This window comes from Naasia sp., from assembly GCF_025465545.1.
In the GTDB taxonomy this organism is placed as follows: domain Bacteria; phylum Actinomycetota; class Actinomycetes; order Actinomycetales; family Microbacteriaceae; genus Naasia.
This window is the reverse complement of record NZ_JAODMK010000016.1, coordinates 144,837-169,139: the sequence shown is the minus strand read 5'-3', so window position 1 is coordinate 169,139 and position 24,303 is coordinate 144,837. Positions and strand designations below refer to the sequence as shown.

The following is a 24,303-nucleotide window of genomic DNA, read 5'->3' as shown; positions in this document are numbered from 1 at the left end:
CCAGCTCCTCGGCGTGCTCCTGCACGTAGGTGCGGCCCTCGTCGGTCAGCAGGTACTCGCTGCCGCGGCCCTCGCCGGTGACGAGCCCCTCGTCGACCAGCTGCTGGAGCGTGGGGTAGACGGAGCCAGGGCTGGGACGCCAGCGCCCCTCGGTGCGCTCCGCGATGGAGCGGATCAGGCCGTAGCCGTTGGAGGGCGCGTCGGCGAGCAGGGACAGCAGCACCAGGCGCACGTCTCCGCGTCGGGCGCGTCCCCGGCCGCGCTGTCCGGGACCGAAGCCCGGGCCGAAGCCGGGACCGAACCCGCCGCGGAAGCCGGGGCCGAAGAGTCCGTGGTGGCCATGACCGTCGGGGCCGCGGCGCGGGAAGGGGCCGCGGGGATCGCGGTCGGGGTTGTGGTGCGGATTGTGATGGGGGGTGGGGTTGACGTGCTGCATGGGGATTCCTCTCTCCAGTGCTGGTGCCACCGCTGATCCCGAGCGACACTGTAACGATATATCGCTACCTATCGCGATACAAGATCAGCTTTCGCCGCGACTCTTCCGCGGCCCGTAGACTCGACGCGTCCGCCCCGGAACTAGGAGCCCCTTTCCCCGTGCCCGACATCACCCCAGACTCCATCGCCTCCTCCCCCGTCATCGACATCGCCGCGGAGGCGGCCGGCTCGTTCGCCGTCGACACCGTCGTGCGCGCAGCGGCCACGCCGGAGCGGGAGCAGCCGTACGCGGCACTCGGGCTCAAGCCCGACGAGTACGCGCGCATCCGCGAGATCCTCGGTCGCCGCCCCACCAGCGGCGAGCTCGCCATGTACTCCGTGATGTGGAGCGAGCACTGCTCCTACAAGAGCTCCAAGGTGTGGCTGCGCCAGTTCGGCGAGAAGGTCAGCCCCGCCATGAAGAAGAACCTGATGGTCGGCATGGGCGAGAACGCCGGCGTGATCGATGTGGGCGAGGGCTGGGCCGTCACCTTCAAGATCGAGAGCCACAACCACCCCAGCTACATCGAGCCCTTCCAGGGCGCGGCCACCGGCGTCGGCGGCATCGTCCGCGACATCATCTCGATGGGCGCCCGCCCGGTCGCCGTCATGGACGCGCTGCGCTTCGGCGCCATCGACGATGCGGACACGGCCCGTGTCGTGCACGGCGTCGTCGGTGGTATCAGCTTCTACGGCAACTGCCTGGGCCTGCCGAACATCGGCGGCGAGACCTGGTTCGACCCGGTGTACCAGGCGAACCCTCTCGTCAACGCCCTCGCGGTGGGCGTGCTGCGGCACGAGGACCTGCACCTCGCCAATGCGCGCGGCGTGGGGAACAAGGTGGTGCTCTTCGGCGCCCGCACCGGTGGGGACGGCATCGGCGGAGCCTCGATCCTCGCCTCCGACACGTTCAGCGCGGGTGGCCCCACCAAGCGCCCGGCGGTGCAGGTGGGCGATCCGTTCGCGGAGAAGGTCCTCATCGAGTGCTGCCTCGAGCTGTTCGCGGGCGGGCTGGTCGAGGGCATCCAGGACCTCGGCGCAGCCGGCATCAGCTGCGCCACGAGCGAGCTGGCCAGCAACGGCGACGGCGGCATGAGCATCGACCTCGACGCGGTGCTGCTGCGCGATCCCTCGCTCACGGCGGAGGAGATCCTGATGTCGGAGAGCCAGGAGCGGATGATGGCCATCGTCCGCCCCGAGCAGCTCGAGGGCTTCCTGGCCGTCACCGGCAAGTGGGACGTGGAGACGAGCGTGCTCGGCGAGGTGACCGACACCGGTCGCCTGCAGATCGACTGGCACGGACAGCGGATCGTCGACGTCGATCCCCGCACCGTGGCGGTGGACGGTCCCGTCTACGAGCGGCCGATCGCCTACCCCTCCTGGCTCGACGCGGTCAACGCGGACAGCGCGGCATCCCTCCCCCGCCCCACCGGCGGCGCGGAGCTGCGCGAGCAGGTGCTCGCCCTCGCGGGCAGCGCCAACCTCGCCGACAAGAGCTGGATCACCGACCAGTACGACCGCTACGTGCTCGGCAACACCGCCCTCAGCTTCCCGGACGACGGCGGCATGGTCCGGATCGACGAGGAGAGCGGACTCGGCTTCGCCGTCGCCACGGATGCCAACGGGCGCTACTGCTACCTGGACCCGTACCAGGGCGCTCGGCTGGCCCTGGCCGAGGCGTACCGCAACGTCGCGACGACGGGGGCCACTCCGGTCGGCGTCTCCGACTGCCTCAACTTCGGCAGCCCGGAGAACCCCGAGGTGATGTGGCAGTTCTCCCGGGCGATCGAGGGGCTCGCGGACGGCTGCCTGGAGCTCGAGGTTCCGGTCACGGGCGGCAACGTGTCCTTCTACAACCAGACCGGCGACCAGCCGATCCATCCGACACCGGTCGTCGCCGTCCTCGGCGTGATCGCCGACGTCGCCCGTCGTGTCCCCTCCGGCTGGCAGGACGAGGGCCACAACCTGTACCTGCTCGGCACGACGAGCCTCGAGCTCGACGGCTCCGCCTGGGCGGGACTCCTGCACGGCCACCTCGGCGGCCGGCCGCCGGCCGTGGACCTGGGCCGCGAGCGCGACCTCGCCGGCCTCCTCTCGGCGGGCGCCAAGGAGGAGCTCATCGCGGCAGCGCACGACCTGGCCGACGGCGGGCTCGCCCAGGCTCTGGCGGAGGGCTGCCTGCGCTTCGGCGTCGGTGCCCGCGCGTGGATCGGCGAGCTCTGCGAGCGGGACGGCGTCGACGCGGCGACCGCGCTCTTCAGCGAGTCGACCGGCCGGGTGCTGGTCGCGGTGCCCCGCGACGAGGACGTCCGGTTCCTCGGTCTGTGCGAGGGCCGCAACTATCCGGTGCTCCGCATCGGCGTGACCGACGGCACGGCATCGACGGGCGCGGCCCTCGAGCTGCAGGACCTGTTCCGCATCGAGCTCGACGAGCTCCGCGGTACCTGGTCGAGCACGCTCCCGGCCCACTTCGCCTGACCCCAAGTGCCCGTTCCGGCGGAAAGTGACCCTTAGAGCGGGCACTTCGCGCCGGAACGGGCACTTGGAACGTGCAGATCGAGCTGGGGTCAGGCCGAGGGGGTCGTCGCCTCGGCCGAGGCCGTGGGCGCGACCGGGGCGGACCAGCCGTGCGAGGCCTGCGGCTTGGCGAAGAAGGCCACCACGACCGCGCCCACCAGGGCCACGGCGGCCGGCAGCAGCAGGCTCTGGCCCATCGCCGACGAGAAGCCGTCCTGCAGAACGGCCGGCAGGGTGCCGCCACCGATCTCCGACGCACCCGATGCCCCGCCCGCGCCGCCCAGCTCGGCAGTGAGCCGCGCCTGGATCAGCGCCGCGATGCACGCGCTGCCGAGCACCGCGCCGATCTGACGCGTCGTGTTGTACACGCCGGAGCCCGCGCCGGCCGACCGGGGCGGCAGGTTGCGCGTCGCCGTGTTCGAGATCGGCGCCCAGATGCCCGCATTCGCGAGACCGAGCACCGCGCTCGGCAGCAGCAGCATCCAGATGGGGGTGTCCGGCGTCAGCAGCAGCCAGTACCAGGCGAGCGCGACGGCGAGCAGCACCAGACCGACGACCGCGAGGTTGCGGGGGTTGGTCCGGTCGATGATCTTGCCGACCACAGGAGCGAGGCCGCCGGCGAGCAGAGCCATCGGCACGAGCATCAGCGCCGACTGGGTGGGCGTCATCCCGCGCACGGTCTGGAAGTAGAACACCAGCGGGAGGGACATGCTCGTGATCGCGAACCCGACCGTGGTGATGGCACCGTTCGCGAGCGAGAAGTTGCGGTCGCGGAACAGGTCGAGCGGAAGCAGCGGCTCGCCCTTGCCGACCCGCTGCCAGACGACGAACAGGCCGAGCACCACGATGCCGGCGACGATCAGCGCCCAGACCGAGATCGGCCCCACGATGGTGCCCCAGTCGTAGCGCTCCCCCTCCTGGATGCCGAACACGAGCAGGAACATGCCGACCGCGCTGAGGAGCACGCCCACGATGTCGAACTTGTGGGGGTGGGTGGGCAGCTTGGGCACGTTGCGGAACGCCAGGATGAAGCCGACGATGCCGACGGGCAGATTGATGAAGAAGATCCACTCCCAGCCGAAGCCGTCGACGAGGACACCGCCGAGGATGGGGCCGACGAGGGTCGCGACCCCCGCGGTGGCACCCCAGAGGCCCATCGCCGCGCCGCGCTGGTTCGGCGCGAAGATGCGGGTGATGACGGCCATCGTCTGCGGTGTCATCAGGGCGGCACCGAGGCCCTGCACGACCCGGGCGAGGATGAGCATCTCGATGCTGCCGGAGAAGCCGCACCACACCGAGGCCAGCGTGAAGATCGAGAGCCCGGTGAGGTAGAGGTTCTTGGGGCCGAAGCGGTCCCCGAGCCTGCCGGTGATGAGCAGCGGCACCGCATAGGCGAGCAGGTAGGCGCTCGTCACCCAGATGACGGAGTTGATGTCGGTGTCGAGCCCTCGCAGAATGGCCGGGTTCGCGACGGACACGATGGTCGTGTCGATCAGGATCATGAAGAACCCGAGGATGAGGGACCAGAGTGCTGGCCAGGGCCGGACGGGGTTGTCCATAGCTGTCTTCTCCTTGTCGTGCGTCACCAGTCGAGCCGACCGGATGCGATCCGCTCGAGCAGCTGCTCGAGCCAGGCGAGTTCGGCGTGCAGCATCGCGCGCTGGTAGTCCACGTCGATCCAGTACTTCTCGGCGATCGACAGCGAGGTGACGTGCTCGACACCCGAGTCGAGCTCGGCGAGGGATGCCCGCAGCCCATCGATGCGGGTGGCCAGGAGCGCCGTCGCGTCCTGCGCAGGCAGGTGATGGGCCTGACTGAGGGCGAGGGGGAACTCCGGATACTCGCCCGCTCGGCTGCTCAGCATGCCGATCAGCCGCTCCCTCAGCGCGTCCCGTCCGGCGGCGCTGACGCGATAGGTGGTGCGCTCCGGCCGATTGCCCTCACGCTCCGTGCCGACCACATCGGCGAGCCCCGCCCGGGCCAGGCGGTCGATGGTGTGGTACAGCGAGCCGGGCCGGACCTTCACGAGCCGATCGTCCCGACGGTGCAGCATCAGCTGGTACATCTCGTACGGGTGCATCGGGCGCTCCGCCAGGAGGGCGAGCGCGGCGACGGCGAGTGGGGTGAGCATGCTTCCTTCGCTTATTCCAGGTGGAATATACCCGATGGAAGCGGGTGATGCGGAACGTCAGGCGCCGGCCCGCTCGCCCGCGATGCGCTCGTGGTGATGGATGACCTCTGCGACCACGAAGCTGAACCACTTCTCGGCGAAGGCGGGGTCGAGGTGCGCTTCTTCGGCCAGGGCTCGAAGGCGCTGCACCTGCTGGCGCTCCCGGTCCGGGTCGGCCGCGGGCAGGCCCTGGGCCGCCTTGAGCTCGCCCACCTTCTGAGTGAACTTGAACCGCTCGGCGAGCAGCGCGGTGAGGGCCGCGTCGATGTTGTCGATGCTCTGCCGGAGGGCGAGCAGCTCCTGGATCGTCTCCTGCTCGTCGGGCTCCAGCGGTCGGTCGGAGAGCGTCATGGGAAAGACCCTAATCGTGACTCGGGTCAGCCCGCGCCGAGCGGGACGGGCTCGGCCGCCGCGATCCGCTGCTCGAGCCGGGCTCGCACGGACGGCCACTCCTCGATCAGCACCGAGAAGACCGCACTGTCGCGCCAGGTGCCGTCCGCCCGCAGCTTGTCCCGGCGGGTGATGCCTTCGAAGGTTGCGCCGATCGCGGCGATCGCCGCCCGCGACCGGGCGTTGCGCTCGTCCGCCTGCAGCTTGACGCGACCGAAGCCCGCCGCGAAGGCGGAGTCGAGCAGGAGCAGCTTGCACTCGGGGTTCACCGCGGTGCCCCACACCTCGGGCGCGTAGGCGGTCCACCCGAGATGGGCGTGCTCGCTCGGCGGATCAAGGTCGCCGAGGGTGGAGGTGCCCACCACCGTTCCCGCCGCCGGTCCGGCCACCAGCCGCACGGTATAGCTGATTCCCGGCCCGTCCCAGATGTAGTACTGCTCCGCGAATTCCGTGAAGCCCTCGAGGGTGTCCCGGAAGCCCGCGGGGCCGCCGCCGTAGCCGCCGGCGAACACCTCGGGCCGGCCGATCGCGCGGAACAGCTCCGGCAGGTCGTCGGGCTGCATCGGATCGAGCCGCACGATGCGACCCAGCAGCGGGCCTCGGGGCAGCGGGCGGGCGACCACGGATCAGTCGAGGAGGTCGTGGCGGACGACGATCTCGTCCCTGCCCGGGCCGACGCCGATCGCGGAGATGCGGGCGCCGCTCAGCTCCTCGAGCGTGAGCACGTAGTCCTGGGCGGACTTGGGGAGGTCGGAGAACTCGCGGGCGCCGCTCAGATCCTCGGTCCAGCCGGGGAGCTCCTCGTAGATGGGCTTGGCGTGGTGGAAGTCGGACTGGGAGACCGGCACTTCGTCCACACGCTCTCCGTCGACGTCGTAGGCGACGGCGACCGGGATGGTCTCCAGCCCGGTGAGCACGTCGAGCTTCGTCAGGACGAAGTCGGTGACCCCGTTGATCCGGGCGCTGTAGCGCGCGACGGGCGCGTCGTACCAGCCGGTGCGCCGGGGCCGCCCGGTGGTGGTGCCGAACTCGAAGCCGCGCCCGCGCAGCCACTCCCCCGACTCGTCGTGCAGCTCGGTGGGGAACGGACCAGCGCCGACGCGCGTCGTGTAGGCCTTGACCACCGCGATCACCCGCTCCATCCGGTTCGGCGCGACACCCGATCCGGTGGCCGCGCCGCCGCTCGTCGCATTCGAGGACGTCACGAAGGGGTAGGTGCCGTGGTCGACGTCGAGCATGGTCGCCTGCCCGCCCTCGAACAGCACCGTCTTGCCCTCGTCCAGCGCGGAGTTCAGCACGAGCGAGGTGTCGGCCACCATCGGGCGGAGCCGCTCGGTGAAGCCGAGCAGGTCATCGACGATCTCCTCGACGGCGATCGCCCGCCGGTTGTAGACCTTCACGAGCAGGTGGTTCTTCTGGTCTAGGGCGCCCTCGACCTTCTGCCGGAGGATGCCCTCGTCGAAGATGTCCTGGATGCGGATGCCGACCCGGTTGATCTTGTCGGCGTAGCTCGGGCCGATGCCGCGGCCGGTGGTGCCGATCTGCCGCTTGCCCAGGAATCGCTCCGTGACCCGGTCGAGAGTGCGGTGGTAGGCGGTGATGACATGGGCGTTGGCGCTCACGAGCAGCCGTGACACGTCGACGCCGCGTGCGCTCAGCGCGTCGAGCTCGTTGAAGAGCACCTCGATGTCGACGACGACGCCGTTGGCGATGACGGGCACGACGCCGTCGGTGAGGATGCCGGAGGGCAGCAGGTGCAGGGCGTACTTCTCGTCGCCCACCACCACGGTGTGCCCGGCGTTGTTGCCGCCGTTGAACTTGACGACGTAGTCGACGCGGCTGCCGAGCAGGTCGGTGGCCTTGCCCTTGCCCTCGTCGCCCCACTGGGCACCGATCAGTACGACCGCGGGCATAGGAGTCCCCTCACGTCTTGCGGTTGGCCCCCCGATTCTAGCGGGGGTGCGGAAACAGCCATCGAGGAGCGGCCGGCCCCCGCTACGGGCGGGCGTGCTCGCGGACCCAGGAGTGCATGACGATCGCCGCCGCCGCGGAGGCGTTGAGCGACCGGGTCGAGCCGAACTGGGTGATGCCGACGGTGGTCACGGCGGCGGCGAGCGCCTCGTCGGTGAGCCCGGGACCCTCCTGCCCGAACAGCAGCAGGCAGCGCTCGGGCAGCACGAAGGTCTCGATGGGCTCCCAGCCGGGGGTGTTGTCCACGGCGACGATCGGCAGCTGGCGCTCCTCTGCCCAACGTGAGAGCCGTGCCACGGAGTCGTGGTGCAGGACGTGCTGATACCGGTCGGTCACCATCGCGCCCCGCTTGTTCCAGCGACGGCGGCCCACGATGTGCACGGTGTCGGCGAGGAAGGCGTTGGCGGTGCGCACGATCGAGCCGATGTTGAGGTCGTGCTGCCAGTTCTCGATCGCGACGTGGAAGGGGTGCCGACGGGTGTCGAGGTCGGCGACGATCGCCTCCATCCGCCAGTAGCGGTATCGGTCGACGACGTTGCGGCTGTCGCCACGCTCGAGCAGCTCCGGGTCGTACTCGCTGCCCGTCGGCCACTCGCCCTGCCATGGGCCGACGCCGGCGGTGCTCAGCTCAGCGCTCGGGGACACCTGCTCGGGGCTCGGCACGGGCTGCTCGGACATCGGGCCAGGCTAGCGCCGCCCTGCTCTCGCTCGCGGCGTGCCTAGGCTGGATGCGGAGGTGGCTCGGATGGCGAAGGCGATCGTGATGTCCCGCACGGGTGGACCAGAGGTGCTCGAGCTGAAGGAGGCGGCACCGCCCGAGCCCGGGCCCGGCCAGGTGCTGATCCGGGTCGCGGCGGCCGGGGTCAACTTCATCGACACCTATGAGCGCGAGGGCATCTACCCGATGCCGCTGCCGTTCACGCCCGGACGGGAGGCGGCCGGCACCGTCGTCCAGGCAGGGGCAGGGGTCGACCTCGCCGAGGGCACCCGCGTCACCACGGCAGAGGCGCGGGCCACCTACGCCGAGTACGCGCTGGTCGACGCGGCGAGGGCCGTGCCGGTCCCGGACGGCGTCGACGATCTGACCGCTGCGGCCCTTCCGCTGCAGGGCTTCACCGCGCACTTCCTCGCGAGGAGCGTGGTCCCCGTCGGCGAGCGCAGCACGGTGCTGCTGCACGCCGGTGCGGGCGGAGTGGGCCTGCTCCTCACGCAGCTGCTCGCCGGATCCGGGGTCCGGGTGATCACCACCGTCTCGACGGACGAGAAGGAGCTGCTCTCCCGGGAGGCGGGCGCCGCCGAGGTGCTCCGCTACGACGGGTTCGCCGAGCGGGTGCGGGAGCTGACCGACGGCCGCGGCGCGGAGGTCGTCTTCGACGGGGTGGGGCGGGACACGTTCGACGCGTCCCTGCAGTCGGTCGCGGTTCGGGGCACGCTCGTGCTGTTCGGTGCGGCGTCAGGCCCGGTGCCGCCGGTGGACCCGCAGCGACTCAACCGCGGGGGCTCGCTGTTCCTCACCCGTCCGACCTTCGTCGACTACCTCCGCGACGCCGGCGAGCGGGCCTGGCGGGCGGGCGAGCTGTTCGATGCGGTCGCGGCCGGCACGCTGAAGGTGCGGGTGGGAGCGACCTACCCGCTCGCCGACGCCGGTCGCGCACACGAGGACCTGCAGGCGCGGCGGACCAGCGGAAAGCTCGTGCTGCTGACGTGAGCCGTCCCCTGCGCCGACCCCGAAGTCGTGCGTCAGGAGAACGCGTTCAGCCCGGTGAGGGCCCGTCCGATCACGAGGGAGTGGATCTCGTCCGTGCCCTCGTAGGTGCGCACCGCCTCGAGGTTCGCCATGTGCCGCATCACCGGGAACTCGCCCGTGACGCCGTCGCCGCCGAGGATGGACCGGGCGGTGCCGGCGATCCGGATCGCCTCGCGCACGCCGTTCAGCTTGCCGACGCTGATCTGCGCCGGCGTGAGGGTGCCCGCGTCCTTCAGCCGGGCCAGGTGCAGCGCGAGCAGCACGCCCTTCTCGTACTCGAGCAGCATGTCCGCCAGCTTGTCCTGCGTCAGCTGGAACCGTCCGATCGGTCCGCCGAACACCTCGCGGGTGATCGCCCGGTCGAGCGCCGCCTCCAGGCAGCTCCGCGCCGCGCCCAGCACGCCCCAGACGATGCCGAAGCGCGCCTCGTTGAGGCAGGAGAACGGCGCGCGGAGGCCCTGGGCGTCGGGCAGCCGCGCCGAATCCGGCACCCGGACCGTGTCGAGCGCGATGTCGCACTGGATGGAGGCCCGCATGGCCAGCTTCCCGGTGATCGGCGTCGCGGTGAAGCCGGCGGTCTCGGTGGGCACCAGGAATCCGCGGACGCCCTCCTCGGTCTGCGCCCAGACGACCGCGACGCCGGCGATGCTCGCGAGTCCGATCCACCGCTTCGTGCCGCTGATCAGCCAGTCGCCGCCGTCCCGCACCGCGCGGGTGCGCATGGCGGCCGGGTCGCTGCCGCCGTCGGGCTCGGTCAGCGCGAAGCAGCCGATCACCTCGCCCCGGGCCATCGGCGGCAGCCACTGCGTCTTCTGCTCCTCGGAGCCGAATTTGGCGATCGCGCTCATCGCGAGGGAGCCCTGCACCGACACGAACGTCCGCCACCCGCTGTCGGAGGCCTCGAGTTCGAGGCACACGGCGCCGTAGCTCGCTGCGCTGGCCCCCGCGCAGCCGTAGCCGGAGATGTGCATGCCGAGGAGACCGGCTTCGGCGAGGTCGGGGATCAGCTCAGCCCGGAAGTGCCCGTTCTCGAAGTCCTGCTCGATCACGGGGTCGATGCGCTCCCGCGCGATCCGTCGCGCACGCTGCTGCCAGTCCCGCTCGTCGGGCTGCAGGAGGGCGTCGAGGTCGAAGACGCCGGCGAGCGCCTCGCGGCCGGCGGAACGGGAGTCGGTCATCGGGTGGTCCTGTCGTCGAGCGGAGGGTGCGCCGCGGATGAGGCGGCAGCGGAGGATTTCGGGAGCGAGGCGTCGGCGAGTGCGGGCGGCGCGAGCCGGTACTGGGCGGGAGTGTCGCTGAGGGTCACCGGGTTGGCGACCTGCCGCGAGCCGTGCACGTCGACGACGGGCGCGAGGCCCAGGCGCTCGGCCAGCGCGAACGCCTCGTCCAGGGTGTTGATGGGCCCCGCCGGTACTCCGACTGCGGCGAGGATGGCCGACCACTCGCCCGCACGAGCGCCGGCCAGGCGCTCCGTCAGCACTGCGGCGAGCTCGGCGCGATGCTCGACCCGCCGCTCGTTGGTGCGGAAGCGCGGATCGTCGGCCAGTCCAGGAGCGCCGAGGGCGGCGGCGAGCGCCCGGAACTGATGGTCCGTGCCCACCGCCACGGCGAGCGGCCGGTCGGCCGTCTCGAACAGTTCGTAGGGGGCGATGCTCGGGTGCGCATTGCCGAGGATCCCCGGCACGACTCCCGCCTGCAGGTACGAGCCGGCCTGGTTCACCAGCCCCGAGAGCAGACTCGAGAGCAGGTTCACCTCCACCCTCTGACCCGTCCCGGTGCGCTCGCGGGCGATCACCGCGGTGAGTATGCCGGTGACGGCATGCAGTCCGGCGAGGACGTCGACGACGGCGACCCCGGTCTTGGTGGGCTCCCCTGGCCGGGGCCCGGTGATGCTCATCAGCCCGCCGACCGCCTGCACGAGCAGATCGAACCCGGGCAGAGCCGCGCCGCCCGCGGAGCCGAAGCCGGTGATCGAGCAGTAGATGAGCCGGGGATTGAGCTTCCGCAGCTCCTCGTAGCCGAAGCCGAGGCGCTCGAGCGTCCCCGCCCGGAAGTTCTCCACGAGCACGTCGGCGTCCCGGAGGAGTTCGCGCAGCCGCTCCCGGTCGCCATCGTCGGCGAGGTCGGCGGTGATCCCCTCCTTGTTGCGGTTCACCGAGGCGAAATAGGTGGACCTGCCCTCGGAGTCCGCCGGCGGAATCCAGGCCCGGGTCTCATCGCCGACCCCAGGGCGCTCCACCTTGATCACCCGGGCACCGAAGTCGGCGAGCATCATGGTCGCGTATGGCCCGGCGAGCACCCGGGAGAGGTCGACGATGGTCAGGCCGCCGAGCGCAGGAACAGTCCCCGGATCGCCCGCTCTGCCCTGCATCGGTGCCTCCGCTGTCGCCCGCGACGGCGGCACAGGTCCCGGCCCGCCGCCGGCGCCGGTAGAAGGAAGTATCCCGTATCGTCGGGGCGTGCCCGAGCCCCTCTGGAGTCCCGAGGGACCGGACCTGGTCGTGCACGGCGACAATCTGCCGGTGACCCGCTCCCTGCCGGCCGAGTCGTTCCGGCTCGTCTACCTGGATCCGCCGTTCAACACCGGGCGGCAGCAGAGCCGCACGGGGATCCGGACCGTCCGCGACGAGGGCGGCGACCGCGTCGGCTTCAAGGGGGCGACCTACGCGACGCTGAAGGGCATCGCGTACCGCTACGACGACCGCTTCGCCGACTACTGGGAGTTCCTCGAGCCGCGGCTGGAGGAGGCCTGGCGCCTGCTGGACGCCCGGGGCACGCTCTACCTGCACCTGGACTACCGCGAGGTGCACTACGCCAAGGTGCTCCTCGACGGGCTCTTCGGGCGGGAATGCTTCCTCAACGAGATCATCTGGGCCTATGACTACGGCGCACGGGCGACGAAGCGGTGGCCCGCCAAGCACGACACCATCCTCGTCTACGTGAAGGATCCGAAGCGCTACCTCTTCGATTCGGCGGAGGTGGACCGCGAGCCGTACATGGCACCGGGCCTCGTGACCGCCGAGAAGGTGGCCAGGGGGAAGCTGCCCACGGACGTGTGGTGGCACACGATCGTCTCGCCCACGGGCAGCGAGAAGACCGGGTACGCCACCCAGAAGCCCCTCGGGGTGCTTCGCCGCATCATCGCCGCGTCGAGCGCGCCCGGCGACTGGGTGCTCGACTTCTTCGCAGGCAGCGGGACGACGGGAGCCGCCGCCCGGGCACTCGGCCGGCGCTTCGTCCTCGTCGACGAGAGCGATCAGGCGGTCGAGGTGATGCGCCGCCGGCTCGACGACGGCAGCGTGCGCTTCACCGCCGTGTGAGATCGGTCCCACATTCTGTCCCCGAGCCCTTCTCCCGCACGACGGCGCGTCGTAGGGTAGCCGCCGGAGCAGGAGGGGCCGCGAACCGTGGGGACGACGACCGAGAGCTCAAGCTCCGCTGTCGGCTTCATCGGGGGTCTGCTGCGGGAGCGCCTCGGGGGCCTTCTGCTCAGCATCGCCTTCGGGGCGGCCTGGGTCCTGTCCCAGGCGCTGTTTCCCCTCATCCTCGGCTGGGCCATCGATGCCGTGGGGCGAGGACGCGGCTCCGAACTGCTGTTGGCGCTCGCCGCGCTGGCTCTGATCGTCGTCACCCAATCGGTGAGCGGCTCACTCAACTATCGGGCGTCGTACCTCAACTACCTCCGCTGCTCGCTGGAGCTCGGACGCCGGGTCGGCGCCCACGCCTCGGCAGCGGGCCGGGCGCTGACGCGAGCTCGCGGCGCCGGGGAGGTCGTCGTCACCGCGACCTCGGACGCCCAGCGCGTGGGCCGGGTCTTCGATCTGGCGCCCCGGATGGTCGGAGCTGTGCTCGCCTGGGCCGTCGTCACGGCACTGATGTTCCGCTCCTCCGCGGAGTTGGGCGTGCTGGCGCTGATCAGCGTCCCCGTCGCGTGTGGGGCGCTTGCTCTGCTCGTGGGTCCGTTGGATCGTCGTCAGAGCGACCAGCGGACACAGCTCGGCTCGCTCTCCGCCCTCGGCTCCGATGCCGCGGGGGGGCTCCGCGTGCTTCGCGGGATCGGCGGCGAAGAGGAGTTCGTCGACCGTTACGTCGCTCAGTCGCAGGAGGTACGGCACTCGGGCGTTCGGGCGGGCGGCCTGCAATCCTGGTTGCTCGCCGCACAGGTCCTCTTCCCCGGAGCGATCGTCGCCATGGTGACCGCGTTCGGCGCGCGCCTGGTGCTCGACGGCCGCTGGAGCGCAGGGGACCTGGTCACCGCGTACGGCTACTCGGTGTTCCTGCTCCTGCCTATCTCCACCGGCGTGGAAGCGATCCTCGTCCTCACTGCGGCTGTGGTCTCGGCACGGCGCGTCCTCGAGGTCCTGCAGATCCCGGCGCTCGTCCACTCCGGGGGCGAGGCGCCTGTGCCGGCACGCCCCGCAGAGCTTCTCGACGAGAGCAGCGGTCTCCGCGTGCGTCCGGGGGCGCTGACCGCCGTCGTTGCCGTGAACCCGGACGATGCTGCGGCCGTCGCGGAGCGGCTGGGCCGCTACGACAACTCCGGACGGGTCCTGTGGGACGGCATCGACCAGGTGGAGTACCCACTGGACGCGCTCCGCGAGCACATCGTGGTGGCCGGCGCCACCCCGCACCTGTTCAGTGGCACACTGCTGAGCAACCTGGACATCCGGCGGAGCTGGGATGCCGGTGCGGCGAAGGCGGACAGGATCGCCGAGGCGGTCTACGTCGCGGCGGCGACCGAGATCATCGACTCCCGTCCCCACGGCCTCGGCACAGTGGTCAACGAACGTGGACGCTCCTTCTCAGGCGGCGAGCGGCAGAGGCTGAGTCTCGCTCGGGCACTGCTGACCGACGCCGAGGTGCTCGTCCTGATCGAGCCGACCAGCGCGGTCGACTCCGTGACCGAGCAGCTGATCGCGGACCGCCTTGCGGCGGCCCGTGCCGGCCGTACCACGGTGCTGGCCACGGAGAGCCCGCTGCTGCTGCGGCATGCTCAAGTCGTCGCCCTCCTCGATGACGGCAAGGTGGTCGCCGAGGGCAGGCACGACGAGCTTCTCGAGGAGCCTGGCGCCATCGGCACGCTCTACCGGTCGGTCGTCCTGCGGGGAATGGAGGCCGCGGATGCTGCTCCCCATCGCTGACGGCAAGACCGTGGGTCGGGTCGCCCTCGGGCTCGCCCGCAGGCATCGCGGAAGGCTGACGGGCGTGCTGGCCCTGCACACGCTCGCGGCCGCGGCCGCTCTTGTTCCCCCGATCGTGATCGGCCGACTCGTGCAGGACGTCTCGACCGACGCGGTCGCGTCCGACACCCTTCCCGCTTCAGCCGCTGCGCTTCTCACCGCCGTGACCATTCAGGCGCTCATGCTGCGCTTCGCCCAGCGCTCCTCCATCGTGCTCGGAGAGGAGGTCGTCGCCACCCTGCGTGAGGACCTGGTGCGCGACCTCGTCCGCCTGCCGCTGACGACCGTGGAGCAGGCGAGCAGCGGCGACCTGCTGTCGCGGACCACGAACGACATCGACAGCCTGGCGCTGACGGTCCGCTTCGCCGTGCCGCGCATCCTCATCGTCACGGTCACGGTGATCGTCACGACCTTCGCCGCGCTTCTTCTCAACCCCTTGGTGGCCCTGTCGCTGTTCCTCGGCGGGCCAGTGCTCGCCGTGACGACGCGCCGCTATCTGAGACGGTCTTCCAAGGGCTACGCGCGGCAGCTGGCCTCGTTCGCGACGCTCAGTGGCACGGTGAGCGAGACCGTCGAGGGAGCTGAGACGGTGGAGGCGCTCAGCCTCCGCGAGACGCGGAACAGAGACCTCGACGCGGCACTCCGGGAGCGGTACGAATCGGATCGGTACACGCTGCACCTGCGCACGTTCTTCTTCCCGATAGCCGGGCTGGCGCTGACCCTGCCGATCGTCGTCGTCCTCGGCTGGGGCGCGGCGCTCGTCGCGGGCGGTCTCGCGACGGTCGGCGCCGTGACCACCATTGCGCTCCTCACCGCTCAGCTCGCCGGCCCCATCGGCGAGCTGGTGGCGTGGGCCAACCAGGTTCAAGTGAGCGCGGCTGCCCTGGCCCGCATGGTCGGTGTGTCCCAGGTCACGCCCGCGATCAGCGTCAGTGCCGCCACCCCCGCCTCCGAGGAGTTGACGGCGGAGGGGGTGCGCTACTTCTACGAGGAGGGCGTGGACGTGTTGCACGGCATCGATCTGACGCTGGTGCCTGGGGAGCGGCTCGCTATCGTCGGGGCCACCGGATCGGGCAAGTCGACGCTGGCGCGGCTTCTGAGCGGGATCGACACGCCCACCTCGGGTCAGGTCGAGATCGGCGGCGTCGCGCTCGGCGACCTGTCCGTGCGCGACCTTCGGACGCACGTGGCGCTCGCCACTCAGGAGCATCACATCTTCGTGGGCACCGTGGCGGACAACCTCCGGCTGGCGCGTCCCGGCGCGACCGAGGGCGAGATCCTCGAGGTGCTCTCGGTGGTGGGCGCCGCCGACTGGCTCGGCTCGCTCCCGGACGGGCTCACCACCCGCGTCGGCTCGGGCGGTTTCCCGCTCACGCCCGCCCAGTCCCAGCAGCTGGCTCTCGGCCGCCTGCTTCTGCTCGATCCGGCGAACCTCGTGCTCGACGAGGCCACCTCACTGCTCGACCCTTCGGCTGCTCGGACCATGGAACGCACACTGTCGGGTCTCCTGGCGGGCCGCACGGTGCTGGCAATCGCTCACCGGCTGCATACCGCGCACGATGCGGACCGGATCGCGGTGATGCGCGACGGTCTTCTCGCCGAGGTCGGCACCCACGCGGCGCTGCTGGAGCATGGCGGCGAGTATGCGGAGCTCTGGCGCGCCTGGAACTCGCGGGACGCCGAGCCGCCGCTCCTCCAGGAGGGTTCTCCGGGGTGACCGCCGCCTCGGCTTTCCCTGACATCCGGCGCCGCTAGGGTTCTGCTGAACGGCCGGATCCCGGGAGGAACCCATGGGCGCATCGCGCGACGAGATCGACTGCTGGCTCACCGACATGGACGGCGTGCTGGTGCACGAGAACCAGGCCATTCCCGGGGCCGCTGAGCTGATCCAGCAGTGGACCGACCAGGGCAAGCCGTTCCTGGTGCTCACCAACAACTCGACCTTCACCCCTCGGGACCTGAACGCGCGGCTCCGGGCATCCGGGCTGGTCGTTCCCGAGGAGTCCATCTGGACGTCAGCGCTCGCGACCGCGGACTTCTGCGCGTCGCAGATCCCTGGCGGCAGCGCGTTCGTGATCGGGGAGGCCGGCATGACCACCGCCCTGCACGAGGTGGGCTTCATCATGACCGAGACAAATCCCGACTACGTGATCATCGGCGAGACCCGCAACTACTCCTTCGAGGCGATCACCAAGGCCATCCGCCTGATCGCGAACGGCGCTCGCTTCATCGTCACGAACCCCGACGCCACCGGCCCGAGTCCCGAGGGGCCGCTGCCCGCGACCGGTGCCGTGGCGGCGCTGATCAGCAAGGCGACGGGACGCATCCCCTATGTGGTGGGCAAGCCGAACCCGATGATGTTCCGCTCCGCGATGAACCGGATCGGCGCGCACTCCGAGAACACCGCCATGATCGGCGACCGGATGGACACCGACATCGTCGCCGGCATCGAGGCGGGCCTGCACACGATCCTGGTGATGACGGGCATCAGCGACGCCGCCGAGATCGAGCGGTACCCGTTCCGGCCGGACGAGATCCTCGGCTCGGTGGCCGACCTCCTGGAGGGTGAGCCGGGCGAGACCGAGCTCTAGCCGTCAGGACGCGAGCGAGCCCTCGAGCGGCTTCCCGCCCTCGCGGAAGGCGAAGCAGAACCAGCTGCGGTCGCCCTCGGTCCACTGCTGTTCGCCCGCCGGGTACGCCGCCTGCACTCGCAGGTCGGGATACTCCCCTGCCGCGGCGAGGTCGAGAGCGTCGGGCGAGGCGCAGATCAGGTTCAGCTGCGAGGTGAGCGCCTCGGCCCCGGGATAGGGATCGCCCGAGTCGCCCTCGAAGGCGCCGCGCGCGACGAGCTGTGCGGCGTGCGCGGCCGAGCAGGGGACCACGGCGAACGTCCGCTCCCACACCGACGAGAACGGCGAGATGCACTCCCCGCCGAGCAGCTCGTCCCACTCGTGCTCGCCTGCGGCGACCGGGCCTTCCGTGGGGGTCGGGGTCGTCGTGGGGGTGGGAGTGGGAGCCAGACGCGGACTGGACCCGGCGGGCGTCGGAACGGGGGCGACCACGCCCGCGCCGCCCAGCCGCGTGCCCACGAAAAAGGCGAGGGCGAGTCCGGCCAGGGCCAGCACGCCGATCGAGACGAGCACGAGGAGGCGCTCCCGGCGCTTCCCTCGGTCCCGGTCGGCAGGCCCCCCCGCGTCCCCGCTTGCCGGCTCGGAGCCGTCGGTGCGGAGCGGCTCGATGGGCTCGCTCAACTAGGCGAGCCCGAGGTCCGCGAGTCCGATCGCCGCCCGGTAGGGGTAGCCGGCGGCCTCGATGGCCTCGCGCGCCCCGGTGGCCCGGTCCACCACTACGGCGACGCCGGCGATCTCGGCGCCGACCTTGAGGAGCGCCTCGATCGCGGCGAGGGGCGAGCCGCCGGTGGTGGACGTGTCCTCGACCACGATGACGCGCTTGCCGGCGAGGTCGGGGCCCTCGACCTGCCGTCCGCGGCCATGGTCCTTGGGCTGCTTGCGCACGACGAACGCGTCATAGGCCGCCCCCCGAGCCGCGCCCTGATGCAGGATCGCGGCGGCGATCGGGTCGGCGCCCATCGTCATGCCGCCGACGGCCGCGACGTCGGGGATGTCGGCGAGGAGGTCGAGCATCACCTTGCCGATGAGCGGAGCGACGCGATGGTCGAGACTCACCCGACGCAGGTCGACGTAGTACGAGGCCTTCTTGCCGCTGGTCAGGGTGAAGTCCCCGTGGAAGACGGCGTCGGAGGCGATGAATTCGATGAGCTGCTGGCGGGCGTCCGTCACGGCGACCAGCCTAGGCGAACCTGCCCCGGGCGGCCGGGGCCCGGAAAGCCGGTCGGCGGTGATGGGTATCGTTGAGGGCATGCGGGTCGCCACCTGGAACGTCAACTCCATCCGCGCCCGCGTCGACCGGGTGGCCGCCTGGCTCGTGCGTGAGGACATCGACGTCCTGGCCATGCAGGAGACCAAGTGCCGGGACGACCAGTTCCCCGTTCTCCCCTTCACGGAGGCGGGCTACGAGGTGGAGACGCACGGCTTCAACCAGTGGAACGGCGTCGCGTTCGCGAGCCGTCTGCCGATGGCGGAGATCGAACGCGGCTTCTCATCGATGCCGGGCTTCGGCAAGGTCGACGACCAGGGGATCCTGCCCGGCGAGGCGCGGGCCATGGGAGTGACCGTCGAGGGCGTGCGCCTCTGGAGCCTCTACGTGCCGAACGGCCGCGAGCTCGACCATCCGCACTACGACTACAAGCTGGACTGGCTGGGCCGGCTCGCCGAGGGCACCACCGCCTGGCTCGCAGCGAATCCCGGCAGTCCCCTGGCGCTCATGGGCGACTGGAACATCGCCCCGCTGGACAGCGACGTGTGGGACATCCACCTCTTCGCCGGCTCGACCCACGTCTCGCCGCGGGAGCGCGCCGCGTTCGCCGCCTTTCAGACGCTCGGGCTGACCGACGTGGTTCGGCCCCTGGTGCCCGAGGGCTTCACCTACTGGGACTACAAGCAGCTGCGCTTCCCGCGGAACGAGGGGATGCGCATCGACTTCGTCCTCGGCTCGCCGGCGTTCGCCGAGCTGGTCACGAGCGCAGAGATCCACCGGAACGAGCGGAAGGGGGAGGCGCCGAGCGACCACGTCCCGGTCGTCGTCGACCTCGAGATTCCCGAGCCGATCGACGAGGACGACCGCCCGATGATCTTCTAGCCGGGCGGAGCGGCCCGGCTACGCGTGGGCGAGCACCAGGGACACGACGACGAGCACCGGGATCGAGCCGACAGTGGTCAGCAGCACGGTGTCGCGCGCGAGAACGACGCCCCGGTCGTATCGCTGGGCGTAGTTGAAGACGTTCTGGGCGCTCGGCAGCGCGGCGAGCACCACGACCGCGTAGAGCGCGGCCGGCGCGAGCCCGAGCGCGGTGCCGACCAGCCACGCCGCGAGCGGCATGAAGACGAGCTTGAGTGCCACCGCGAGCAGCACGTCGCGTCGCTCGGTCCCCGAGGCCAGCGGCCGCTGCCCGTGCAGGGACATCCCGAAGCCGAGCAGCACGATCGGCACCGCGGCCGCGCCGACCAGCCGGAACGGTTCGAGCAGCGCGTCCGGCGGGTTCCAGCCGGACACCGCGATCAGCACGCCGAGCGCGGAGCCGATGATCAGCGGGTTGCGCACGGGCTGCAGCAGGATGCGCCGGAGCGAGACGTCGCCGCTCGTGCCCAGGTCGAGCAGCGTGAGTGCCACGGGCGCGAGCAGCAGCAGCTGGAGCAGGATGACGGGCGCCGAGTACGCGGGGTCGCCGAGCACGTAGACCGCCACCGGGATGCCGATGTTGTTCGCGTTCACGTAGCCGGACCCGAGGGAGCCGACCACCGCCTCCGGCAGCCTTCTCCGCCAGACGAGCAGGGCGATCCCGGCGAACAGCAGGCAGGACAGCACGGCGGCGATCGCGGAGGTCAGCAGAAGCGAGGAGAAGAGGACGTGCACGTCCGCGTCGGCCAGCACGGTGAGGAGCAGGCAGGGCGACAGCACGAAGAAGACGAGTCGGCTGAGGGAGCGGCCGGCCTCCGGCCCCAAGAGACCGGTCCTGCCCACGAGATATCCGGCGCCGATGATCACGCCGATGATCGCGAAGCCGGTGAGAACGCCCGTCATCCCGAAGCCGCGCCGCGAGTTCCGCCGCTCGGGCACGCCGGGGGGACGGGAGGGAGGACGCGCACCCCTCGATCTTCCTCCAGGTTCGGATGCGCCCCGGTACTCGGGCCGCACCGTCGTGGGCCGGCCACGGGGCTCCGCCCCTGCCCGCGCGGAGCCGTGCACTACGTTTTCGGCATGTCGCTTCCCCCGGGGCCCGCCGCGGTCGCCTCCCGCCCTCCTCGCCGGACCTGGGACGTCGTGCTCACCATCGTGCTGCTCGTGCTGTCGGTGCTGCTCGCCCTGCTGCTCCTGGTGATCTCGCCCTTCCTGGCGTTCGCGAGCGACTCGTGCGGCTCCGGCCCCGCTGAGTGCAACCTCGACCAGATGACCGCAGGCTTTCTCGTCGCCGCGGTGACCCCCGCCATCGTCAGCATTCTCGGCATCGCCGTCGCGATCGTGCTGCTGGTGCTGCGGCGGCTGGCCTTCTGGGTGCCGCTCGCCACGATGCTGCTGGCGCTCTGCCTCTTCGCGGTCGGGGTCGCCCTCGTCTTCGGCTCGGTGCCCGGCGCGACCCTCTGACCGCGCTGCCGACCGTCTACTTGACCAGCCGGGAGAGCACCCGGTCGGCGAGCGGGCGCCCGCTCGTCTGACAGGTCGGGCAGTACTGCAGCGTGGAGTCGGCGAAGATGACCTCGCGCACGGTGTCCCCGCACACCGGGCACGGCTCACCGGTGCGCCCGTGCACCCGCAGCCCGGACTTCTTCTCCCGCTTGAGCTCGGACGCGGTGAGGCCGTCGGCGCGCTCGAGCGCCTCCATGAGGGTTCGGCGCAGTGCGGCGTAGAGGCGGGCCACCTCGTCCTCCCCCATCGAGGCCGGCTTGAAGGGCGACATCCTGGCGGCGTGCAGGATCTCGTCCGAGTACGCGTTGCCGATGCCGGCGATGACCGACTGGCTGCGCAGCACGCCCTTGATCTGTGCGCGTCCGGCGGCTCCGAGCAGCCTCGCGAAGACCTCCTCGGTGAACTCCGGCGCGAGGGGGTCCGGTCCGAGCCGGGCGATGCCGGGGACGTCGGCGGGGTCCCGCACGAGATACAGGGCGAGGCTCTTCTTGGTGCCCGCCTCGGTGATGTCGAGACCGCTGCCGTCGTCGAGCACGAGGCGCGCGGCGAGCGGTCCCTTGCCGGGGCGCCCGGAGGGAACGGGGGCCGCGTTCCGCCACCGGATCCAGCCGGCGCGCGCGAGGTGCAGCACGACGTGCACGTCGTCCGCGGTGAGGTCGAGGAACTTGCCGCGCCGCTCGACGGCGGTGATCGTGGCTCCGGCGAGCGCGGAGAGCGGCGGGTCGAAGGTCTTGAGGGCCGAGAACGCGACGATGTCCAGGCGATCGACCACGCGGTCGACCAGTCGCCCGCGCAGATCGGTGACGAGGGCCTGCACCTCGGGCAGTTCTGGCACGCTCCAGTGTGCTCCCGCACGCCCCGCGGGGTCCACTGGGACGGCAGGTTCCGGCCCGGATTGCGGCTGCACGGCGCCTTCTGGGCTCTCAGGCGATATCCGGGGGGCGCTGCGAGACCGGCGGCCGACACTCCGCAGCACGCGAACGCAAGAAAGCTGCGCACGCCGCACGAGACCCGCAGCATCCTGCAGGTAATCGCTCCGACCCCGCTCAATAGCCTGAAGGGCGCCCCTACCGAGAGGACGGCCCCCGATCATCGAGACTGCGACGCCCGCGTCGGACCTGACCGCCACTGCCCAGTGGATCGCGCTGAAGTCGGCGGTCACCGAGCTCCGCGAGCTCCAGAGCCCCGACGGCTCCCTCTCCGAGGCCGCGGACCCGGCGGTGGCGGGAACCCTGGTCGAGGCGATCTCGGACGCCGTGCGCGCGCTGGCCCCGAGCTTCCCGCACGACTCCGGCTATCTGACCGCCCTGCTCGCCGACCTCGCGGGGTGGGCGGCCGGAAGCTTCGGCGTCCCCGACTTCACCGAGTCGCTGGTCGCGTTCCGCCCCGAGCTCACTCGCCGGCACGGTCTCCGGCACCTCGTCGTCTTCCCGATGTACACGCAGAACGGAAGCACGGAGCGGCTGTTCGAGGCGGTGCTCCTCGAAGTGCTGTGGCCCGACTTCGTGGCGGACCTCGAGGCGACGGCCTACTCGAATGCCATGTTCGTGCCCATCCGCTTCCTCGACTTCACGGCGGGCTACGACACGAACTCGGCCGTGCTGTTCCCGGAGACGGTCGCCACCGGCGCCGGAGCCGCTCTGCCGCGCTTCACCTGGGGAGCGATCTTCGCCGATCGCGAGGCGGCGCGGTTCCGTCGCGTGGTCCGCGAGGCGGCGGAGATCACGCACCTCGAGCTTCCGGATGACGCCGAGCGCCTGCTCGGAGACCAGGGCCTCGCCGAGGAGACCTTCGTGCTGTGGGACCTCATCCACGATCGCACGCACATGCGGGGCGACCTCCCGTTCGACCCGTTCATGATCAAGCAGCGCATGCCCTACTTCCTCTACTCGCTCGAGGAGCTGCGCTGCGACCTCACCGCCTTCCGCGAGTCCGTCCGCCTCGGCCGCGCCGACGAGACCGACGAGATGACCCGCGACCGGGCCCGGCTCACCCAGTACGCGATCCTCTTCGACCGGCTGTTCCGCTTCCCGCTGACCGGCAGCAGGGTGCGCAACTACGACGGCCTCGGCGGCCAGCTGCTGTTCGCCTGGCTGCACCAGCACCGAGTGCTGCACTGGACCGACACCCGCCTCACCGTCGACTGGTCCGACGTGCCCGACGCCGTCGTGGCCCTGTCGGACGCGATCGACGACCTCTACTGGCGCTCCATCGACCGCCCGAAGACCGCGCACTGGCTCGCAGCCTACGAGCTGGTCCGCGGCTGCCTCAGCCCGCATCCGGCCTCCGCCTGGGCGCGCGGTCTCCCCGACGAGGTGCTCTCCGGGGCGCCGAAGGGCATGACTGATGCGGTGCTCGACGACGAGTTCCCGCTGTCCATGTTCTACGAGGCGCTGGGCAAGAAGATGAGCGACGTGATCGGCTCCACCGCGGGCATCACGGGCCGGAACTGACGCGTCGTACGAGCGCGCTCCGCCGATCCGGGAGGATGGTCGGGTGAGACTGCACGATCCGAACCTGCGCACCTTCGCCAGCGACAACTACGCCGGCGTCCACCCCGAGGTCCTCGAGGCGATCGCCGCGGCGAACTCGGGCCACCAGATCTCCTATGGCGAGGACGAGTACACGGCCCGGCTCGCCGACGTGCTCCGCGGGGAGTTCGGGCCGGACACGCTCGCCTTCCCCGTCTTCAACGGCACGGGCGCCAACGTGGTGGGGCTGACCGCGATGATGCCGCGCTGGGGTGCCGTCATCGCCACGGGAACCGCGCACATCCACACGGATGAGGCGGGAGCTCCCGAGCGGGTGAGCGGGCTCAAGCTGCTGACCGTGCCGACCCCCGACGGAAAGCTGACGCCCGACCTGATCGCCCGCGAGGCCTGGGGCTGGGGCGACGAGCACCGCGCCCAGCCGCTGGTCGTGAGCATCACCCAGTCCACGGAGCTGGGCACGGTGTACACCCCCGACGAGGTGCAGGCGATCACCGATTACGCGCACGGGCTCGGCATGACGGTGCACATGGACGGCGCCCGCATCTGGAACGCCGCGGCCTCGCTGGGCACCCCGCTCGCGGCCTTCACCTCCGACGCGGGCGTCGATGTCCTCAGCTTCGGCGGGACGAAGAACGGTCTCCTCGGCGCCGAATCGGTCGTCGTCCTGCGGCCGGAAAGCGCGCCTGGCCTGATCTACCTGCGCAAGCTGAGCATGCAGCTGGCGAGCAAGATGCGCTTCCTCAGCGTCCAGCTGCTCACCCTGTTCGAGGACGACCTGGGGATGCGCTCCGCTCGGCACGCCAACGCGATGGCGGCCCGGCTCCGGGGATCGCTGGAGGGCCTCGACGGCATCGGGTTCTCCCAGCCGACGCAGGCGAACGGCGTGTTCGCGATCCTCGACAATGCCGTCGCCGATCGCCTCCGCGAGCGCTTCCGCTTCTACGACTGGGACCGCGCCGCCGGCCAGGTGCGGTGGATGTGCGCCTTCGACACCACCGAGGCCGACGTGGACGCGTTCACCGCCGCCGTCCGCGAGGAGCTCGCGGGCTGAGCACCCTGTCGGCTGCGCCCTCCTCCGTCGACGCCCCCGTCTCCCGC

The 24,303-nt window shown here is 71.1% G+C and carries 23 protein-coding genes; 10 read left to right on the top strand and 13 right to left on the bottom strand.

Features of this window, described 5'->3' with window-relative positions; genetic code table 11:
- The coding region (locus tag JWR33_RS05555; RefSeq protein WP_297410108.1) for a PadR family transcriptional regulator at window positions 1-436 on the bottom strand (436 nt) is incomplete at its 3' end.
- A gap of 206 nt (window positions 437-642) precedes the next feature.
- On the opposite strand from JWR33_RS05555, the gene purL reads away from it, so the two are divergent.
- Complete coding sequence (purL, locus tag JWR33_RS05550; protein ID WP_297410124.1) at window positions 643-2,952, top strand: phosphoribosylformylglycinamidine synthase subunit PurL; 2,310 nt, start codon at window positions 643-645, stop codon at window positions 2,950-2,952.
- A gap of 89 nt (window positions 2,953-3,041) precedes the next feature.
- Here the strand turns inward: purL and JWR33_RS05545 are convergent, their stop codons facing one another.
- The 6 genes from JWR33_RS05545 to JWR33_RS05520 form a co-directional block, all read right to left on the bottom strand.
- Window positions 3,042-4,550 (bottom strand): DHA2 family efflux MFS transporter permease subunit, encoded by a 1,509-nt coding sequence (locus JWR33_RS05545; RefSeq protein ID WP_297410123.1) that lies wholly within the window; start codon window positions 4,548-4,550, stop codon window positions 3,042-3,044.
- Between the two features lie 23 nt (window positions 4,551-4,573).
- On the bottom strand, window positions 4,574-5,122 hold the full coding sequence (locus tag JWR33_RS05540) for a PadR family transcriptional regulator (RefSeq protein ID WP_297410107.1): 549 nt from the start codon (window positions 5,120-5,122) through the stop codon (window positions 4,574-4,576).
- Between the two features lie 57 nt (window positions 5,123-5,179).
- Window positions 5,180-5,512 carry a chorismate mutase gene (locus JWR33_RS05535; RefSeq protein ID WP_297410105.1) on the bottom strand — a complete coding sequence of 111 codons (333 nt, stop codon included), beginning with the start codon at window positions 5,510-5,512 and terminating at the stop codon, window positions 5,180-5,182.
- Between the two features lie 26 nt (window positions 5,513-5,538).
- Window positions 5,539-6,174: a GNAT family protein gene (locus JWR33_RS05530; RefSeq protein WP_297410103.1), complete on the bottom strand. Its 636-nt coding sequence runs from the start codon at window positions 6,172-6,174 to the stop codon at window positions 5,539-5,541.
- Window positions 6,175-6,177: 3 nt separating this feature from the next.
- Window positions 6,178-7,464, bottom strand: a complete 1,287-nt coding sequence (locus tag JWR33_RS05525) for an adenylosuccinate synthase (RefSeq protein ID WP_297410101.1) — start codon at window positions 7,462-7,464, stop codon at window positions 6,178-6,180.
- 82 nt (window positions 7,465-7,546) lie between these two features.
- Window positions 7,547-8,200: an RNA methyltransferase gene (locus JWR33_RS05520; protein ID WP_297410099.1), complete on the bottom strand. Its 654-nt coding sequence runs from the start codon at window positions 8,198-8,200 to the stop codon at window positions 7,547-7,549.
- Window positions 8,201-8,267: 67 nt separating this feature from the next.
- On the opposite strand from JWR33_RS05520, the gene JWR33_RS05515 reads away from it, so the two are divergent.
- Window positions 8,268-9,230: a quinone oxidoreductase gene (locus tag JWR33_RS05515; protein ID WP_297410097.1), complete on the top strand. Its 963-nt coding sequence runs from the start codon at window positions 8,268-8,270 to the stop codon at window positions 9,228-9,230.
- A gap of 32 nt (window positions 9,231-9,262) precedes the next feature.
- Here the strand turns inward: JWR33_RS05515 and JWR33_RS05510 are convergent, their stop codons facing one another.
- Entirely contained in the window at window positions 9,263-10,447 is a 1,185-nt protein-coding gene (locus JWR33_RS05510) for an acyl-CoA dehydrogenase family protein (RefSeq protein WP_297410095.1), read from the bottom strand.
- Window positions 10,444-11,640, bottom strand: a complete 1,197-nt coding sequence (locus tag JWR33_RS05505) for a CoA transferase (RefSeq protein ID WP_297410093.1) — start codon at window positions 11,638-11,640, stop codon at window positions 10,444-10,446. The genes JWR33_RS05510 and JWR33_RS05505 overlap by 4 nt, the downstream gene beginning before the upstream one ends.
- 88 nt (window positions 11,641-11,728) lie before the next feature.
- Here JWR33_RS05505 and JWR33_RS05500 point away from each other — a divergent pair, with 88 nt between their 5' ends.
- The 4 genes from JWR33_RS05500 to JWR33_RS05485 all read left to right on the top strand — a co-directional run bounded on the left by JWR33_RS05500 (window position 11,729) and on the right by JWR33_RS05485 (window position 17,040).
- Window positions 11,729-12,589, top strand: a complete 861-nt coding sequence (locus JWR33_RS05500; protein ID WP_297410092.1) for a site-specific DNA-methyltransferase — start codon at window positions 11,729-11,731, stop codon at window positions 12,587-12,589.
- Window positions 12,590-12,676: 87 nt separating this feature from the next.
- A complete protein-coding gene (locus tag JWR33_RS05495) occupies window positions 12,677-14,410 on the top strand; it encodes an ABC transporter ATP-binding protein (RefSeq protein WP_297410090.1) in 1,734 nt (577 codons plus the stop codon).
- The gene (locus JWR33_RS05490; RefSeq protein WP_297410088.1) at window positions 14,391-16,166 is read left to right on the top strand and encodes an ABC transporter ATP-binding protein; all 1,776 of its coding nucleotides are present in this window, start codon (window positions 14,391-14,393) and stop codon (window positions 16,164-16,166) included. Before JWR33_RS05495 ends, JWR33_RS05490 begins: the two co-directional genes overlap by 20 nt.
- A 73-nt stretch (window positions 16,167-16,239) precedes the next feature.
- Window positions 16,240-17,040, top strand: a complete 801-nt coding sequence (locus tag JWR33_RS05485; protein WP_297410086.1) for an HAD-IIA family hydrolase — start codon at window positions 16,240-16,242, stop codon at window positions 17,038-17,040.
- Between the two features lie 3 nt (window positions 17,041-17,043).
- Here JWR33_RS05485 and JWR33_RS05480 read toward each other — a convergent pair whose 3' ends face one another.
- The gene (locus tag JWR33_RS05480; RefSeq protein WP_297410085.1) at window positions 17,044-17,700 is read right to left on the bottom strand and encodes a septum formation family protein; all 657 of its coding nucleotides are present in this window, start codon (window positions 17,698-17,700) and stop codon (window positions 17,044-17,046) included.
- Window positions 17,701-18,249: an orotate phosphoribosyltransferase gene (gene pyrE, locus JWR33_RS05475; RefSeq protein ID WP_297410083.1), complete on the bottom strand. Its 549-nt coding sequence runs from the start codon at window positions 18,247-18,249 to the stop codon at window positions 17,701-17,703. It lies immediately after the preceding gene.
- A gap of 79 nt (window positions 18,250-18,328) precedes the next feature.
- Between pyrE and JWR33_RS05470 the strand changes: the two genes are divergently transcribed.
- A complete protein-coding gene (locus JWR33_RS05470; protein WP_297410082.1) occupies window positions 18,329-19,168 on the top strand; it encodes an exodeoxyribonuclease III in 840 nt (279 codons plus the stop codon).
- Between the two features lie 18 nt (window positions 19,169-19,186).
- On the opposite strand, the gene JWR33_RS05465 is transcribed toward JWR33_RS05470, so the two are convergent.
- Window positions 19,187-20,110 carry an AEC family transporter gene (locus JWR33_RS05465; RefSeq protein WP_297410080.1) on the bottom strand — a complete coding sequence of 308 codons (924 nt, stop codon included), beginning with the start codon at window positions 20,108-20,110 and terminating at the stop codon, window positions 19,187-19,189.
- Window positions 20,111-20,287: 177 nt separating this feature from the next.
- Between JWR33_RS05465 and JWR33_RS05460 the strand changes: the two genes are divergently transcribed.
- Complete coding sequence (locus JWR33_RS05460; protein WP_297410078.1) at window positions 20,288-20,671, top strand: DUF6264 family protein; 384 nt, start codon at window positions 20,288-20,290, stop codon at window positions 20,669-20,671.
- A gap of 16 nt (window positions 20,672-20,687) precedes the next feature.
- Here JWR33_RS05460 and JWR33_RS05455 read toward each other — a convergent pair whose 3' ends face one another.
- Window positions 20,688-21,548, bottom strand: coding sequence for a DNA-formamidopyrimidine glycosylase family protein (locus JWR33_RS05455; protein WP_297410076.1), 861 nt, complete (start codon window positions 21,546-21,548; stop codon window positions 20,688-20,690).
- 253 nt (window positions 21,549-21,801) lie between these two features.
- Here JWR33_RS05455 and JWR33_RS05450 point away from each other — a divergent pair, with 253 nt between their 5' ends.
- Together JWR33_RS05450 and JWR33_RS05445 are read left to right on the top strand one after the other, a co-directional pair.
- Window positions 21,802-23,166, top strand: coding sequence for a DUF6421 family protein (locus JWR33_RS05450; protein ID WP_297410121.1), 1,365 nt, complete (start codon window positions 21,802-21,804; stop codon window positions 23,164-23,166).
- A 43-nt stretch (window positions 23,167-23,209) separates the two neighbouring features.
- Window positions 23,210-24,256 (top strand): low specificity L-threonine aldolase, encoded by a 1,047-nt coding sequence (locus JWR33_RS05445; protein WP_297410075.1) that lies wholly within the window; start codon window positions 23,210-23,212, stop codon window positions 24,254-24,256.
- The last annotated feature ends 47 nt before the right edge of the window (window positions 24,257-24,303 follow it).

Bases quoted from the DNA above. Each gene is read 5' to 3' on its own strand.
- JWR33_RS05545 (WP_297410123.1), bottom strand. From the start codon at position 4,550: ATGGACAACCCCGTCCGGCCCTGGCCAGCACTCTGGTCCCTCATCCTC.
- JWR33_RS05540 (WP_297410107.1), bottom strand. From the start codon at position 5,122: ATGCTCACCCCACTCGCCGTCGCCGCGCTCGCCCTCCTGGCGGAGCGC.
- JWR33_RS05535 (WP_297410105.1), bottom strand. From the start codon at position 5,512: ATGACGCTCTCCGACCGACCGCTGGAGCCCGACGAGCAGGAGACGATC.
- JWR33_RS05525 (WP_297410101.1), bottom strand. From the start codon at position 7,464: ATGCCCGCGGTCGTACTGATCGGTGCCCAGTGGGGCGACGAGGGCAAG.
- JWR33_RS05520 (WP_297410099.1), bottom strand. From the start codon at position 8,200: ATGTCCGAGCAGCCCGTGCCGAGCCCCGAGCAGGTGTCCCCGAGCGCT.
- JWR33_RS05515 (WP_297410097.1), top strand. From the start codon at position 8,268: ATGGCGAAGGCGATCGTGATGTCCCGCACGGGTGGACCAGAGGTGCTC.
- JWR33_RS05510 (WP_297410095.1), bottom strand. From the start codon at position 10,447: ATGACCGACTCCCGTTCCGCCGGCCGCGAGGCGCTCGCCGGCGTCTTC.
- JWR33_RS05505 (WP_297410093.1), bottom strand. From the start codon at position 11,640: ATGCAGGGCAGAGCGGGCGATCCGGGGACTGTTCCTGCGCTCGGCGGC.
- JWR33_RS05490 (WP_297410088.1), top strand. From the start codon at position 14,391: ATGCTGCTCCCCATCGCTGACGGCAAGACCGTGGGTCGGGTCGCCCTC.
- JWR33_RS05485 (WP_297410086.1), top strand. From the start codon at position 16,240: ATGGGCGCATCGCGCGACGAGATCGACTGCTGGCTCACCGACATGGAC.
- JWR33_RS05470 (WP_297410082.1), top strand. From the start codon at position 18,329: ATGCGGGTCGCCACCTGGAACGTCAACTCCATCCGCGCCCGCGTCGAC.
- JWR33_RS05465 (WP_297410080.1), bottom strand. From the start codon at position 20,110: ATGACGGGCGTTCTCACCGGCTTCGCGATCATCGGCGTGATCATCGGC.
- JWR33_RS05460 (WP_297410078.1), top strand. From the start codon at position 20,288: ATGTCGCTTCCCCCGGGGCCCGCCGCGGTCGCCTCCCGCCCTCCTCGC.